Origin of the sequence: Planococcus koreensis (genome assembly GCF_004761975.1) — a bacterium.
Taxonomy (GTDB): Bacteria; Bacillota; Bacilli; order Bacillales_A; family Planococcaceae; genus Planococcus; species Planococcus koreensis.
Map to the genome: position 1 here is coordinate 1 of NZ_RQII01000044.1, position 2,306 is coordinate 2,306.

The window sequence follows — 2,306 nt, forward strand, 5'->3', positions numbered from 1 at the left end:
AAAAACCCAGCGGCGGCGCATTTCCAGCATGAAAATAGACAGTGTCGGTGATAGAATGTTGACGAGGAGTGATAATCTTGAACGCTATTGGGACGCCCAATGCCTTGCTTATGGAAGCCATGGAGTTTTTATCGGGATATTGCAGTGAATTAGGGAAGACGGAATCGGAACTGAACAGCCGGATCAATGAAATCAAAAAAGAAATAGACGATAAAGGAACTTACACCCATACATTTGATGAACTGGAGCATGGCGCGCGGATGGCGTGGCGCAATAATAACCGCTGCATCGGCCGGCTTTTTTGGAACACATTGACTGTGTTTGATGAGCGCGGGAGAGAATCTGCGGAAGATATTTTTCAAGCGTTGCTGGGGCACATCGAATTTGCCGCAAACAGCGGGAAGATCCGGCCAGCCATCACCATTTTTGCCCCGCAGCAAAATGGCCAGGACAAAGCGCGGATTTGGAATCACCAACTGATCCGCTACGCGGGCTACGAACAAAATGGAGAACTTATCGGCGACTCGTCGTCGCTTGAATTTACCAGAGAATGTGAAAAATTGGGCTGGCGCGGGGCGGGCACGCCTTATGATGTGCTGCCAATCGTCATTGAGACAGCGCACGAAGAACCGCGCTTTTTCGAATTGCCTCAAAAAGCGGTGCTTGAAGTAGAACTTGAGCATCCTGAGTTGCCGGCGTTTAAAGAACTGGGCGTGAAATGGTACGCTGTGCCGATCATTTCGGAAATGAAGCTTGAAATAGGCGGCATCCATTACACGCTCGCGCCATTCAACGGCTGGTACATGGGAACGGAAATCGGGGCGCGCAATTTGGCGGATGAAGACCGCTATAATCTGCTTCCGAAAGTGGCGGAAGCCATGGGCTTGGACACGAGCTCGAACCGTTCTTTATGGAAAGACAAAGCGCTTGTCGAATTGAACATCGCTGTTCTCGAATCGTTTCAAGCAGCGGGTGTGACGATCGTCGATCACCATACCGCCGCCAAGCAATTCAAAAGCTTCGAGAAAAAAGAAGAAGCAGCAGAACGGAACGTCACCGGAAACTGGGCGTGGCTGATTCCGCCGATGTCTCCGGCAACAACGCATATTTTCCATAAACCGTATAAAAACGATGTGGTGAAGCCGAATTATTTTTACCAAAAACCGCCGTATCTACGATAGCTTGGCAGGAATCCCTGCTTGGAAACGATAGTTTCATTGCAACCGAGCACAGCTGGAAAAAGCTATGCTCTTCTTTTTGCATATTTTCAGCTCAGCAATTCTGAAAAACTTGGGATTATATTATATAATGGAAGATAGTGAACGTTCTTCACATTCAAAGTTGAAAGAAAGTGGGAAACACAATGGGACGCAAGTGGAATAACATCAAAGAGAAAAAAGCATCAAAAGACGCAAACACAAGCCGCATCTACGCGAAATTCGGACGTGAAATCTATGTAGCTGCCAAACAGGGAGAGCCGGATCCGGAATCGAATCAGGCATTGAAAGTCGTTCTTGAACGCGCAAAAACGTATAGCGTGCCAAGAGTGATCATCGACCGTGCTGTCGACAAAGCTAAAGGCGGGTCTGAGGAAAGCTTCGACGAATTGCGCTACGAAGGATTTGGCCCAAGCGGTTCAATGGTCATCGTCGACACGTTGACAAATAACGTCAACCGCACAGCATCTGATGTACGTGCAGCATTCGGCAAGAACGGCGGCAATATGGGCGTCAGCGGTTCGGTGTCGTATATGTTCGACCATACCGCAGTCTTCGGAATTGAAGGCAAAACGGCTGACGACGTATTGGAATTGCTGATGGAAGCAGACGTCGATGTACGCGATATCATGGAAGAAGAAGATTCGGTCATCGTCTATGCCGAGCCGGACCAATTCCATGTTGTCCAGCAGGCATTCAAAAACGCAGGCATTACTGAATTCACAGTTGCTGAATTGACGATGCTCGCGCAGAACGAATTGGAATTGCCGGAAGATGCGCAAGCGCAATTTGAAAAAATGATTGATGCTATTGAGGATTTGGAAGATGTCCAGCAGGTGTATCATAACGTAGATCTGGGCTAATGAATTATAGAAAGATCCGCCCGGCTGACGACGCGGACATTCGGATTGAATGCCGCCGCTACCGAGAAATTCGCTTTTTTGCGCAGCGGCTTGCCGGAAAACGAAATGCCTTCGTTGAGTTTCTTGATCAGTTGAATCAATTCCAGGCTGGAAACGTCATAGACGCTTGTCGCTCCCGGGAAATCCCCGACTTTCGTTGGATCTCCCGTAACTGCCAGGATATCAT

At 48.5% G+C, this 2,306-nt stretch carries 2 protein-coding genes and 1 pseudogene; 2 read left to right on the forward strand and 1 reads right to left on the reverse strand.

What is annotated here, in order from left to right:
* The first annotated feature begins 86 nt into the window (after positions 1-86).
* Together EGV91_RS10565 and EGV91_RS10570 are read left to right on the forward strand one after the other, a co-directional pair.
* Positions 87-1,181: a nitric oxide synthase oxygenase gene (locus EGV91_RS10565; RefSeq protein ID WP_421958247.1), complete on the forward strand. Its 1,095-nt coding sequence runs from the start codon at positions 87-89 to the stop codon at positions 1,179-1,181.
* Positions 1,182-1,363: 182 nt separating this feature from the next.
* A complete protein-coding gene (locus EGV91_RS10570; protein WP_135503530.1) occupies positions 1,364-2,080 on the forward strand; it encodes a YebC/PmpR family DNA-binding transcriptional regulator in 717 nt (238 codons plus the stop codon).
* Here EGV91_RS10570 and EGV91_RS10575 read toward each other — a convergent pair.
* A pseudogene (locus EGV91_RS10575) lies at positions 2,077-2,306 on the reverse strand (bifunctional homocysteine S-methyltransferase/methylenetetrahydrofolate reductase); the annotation flags it as partial. The gene EGV91_RS10570 and the pseudogene EGV91_RS10575 overlap by 4 nt on opposite strands.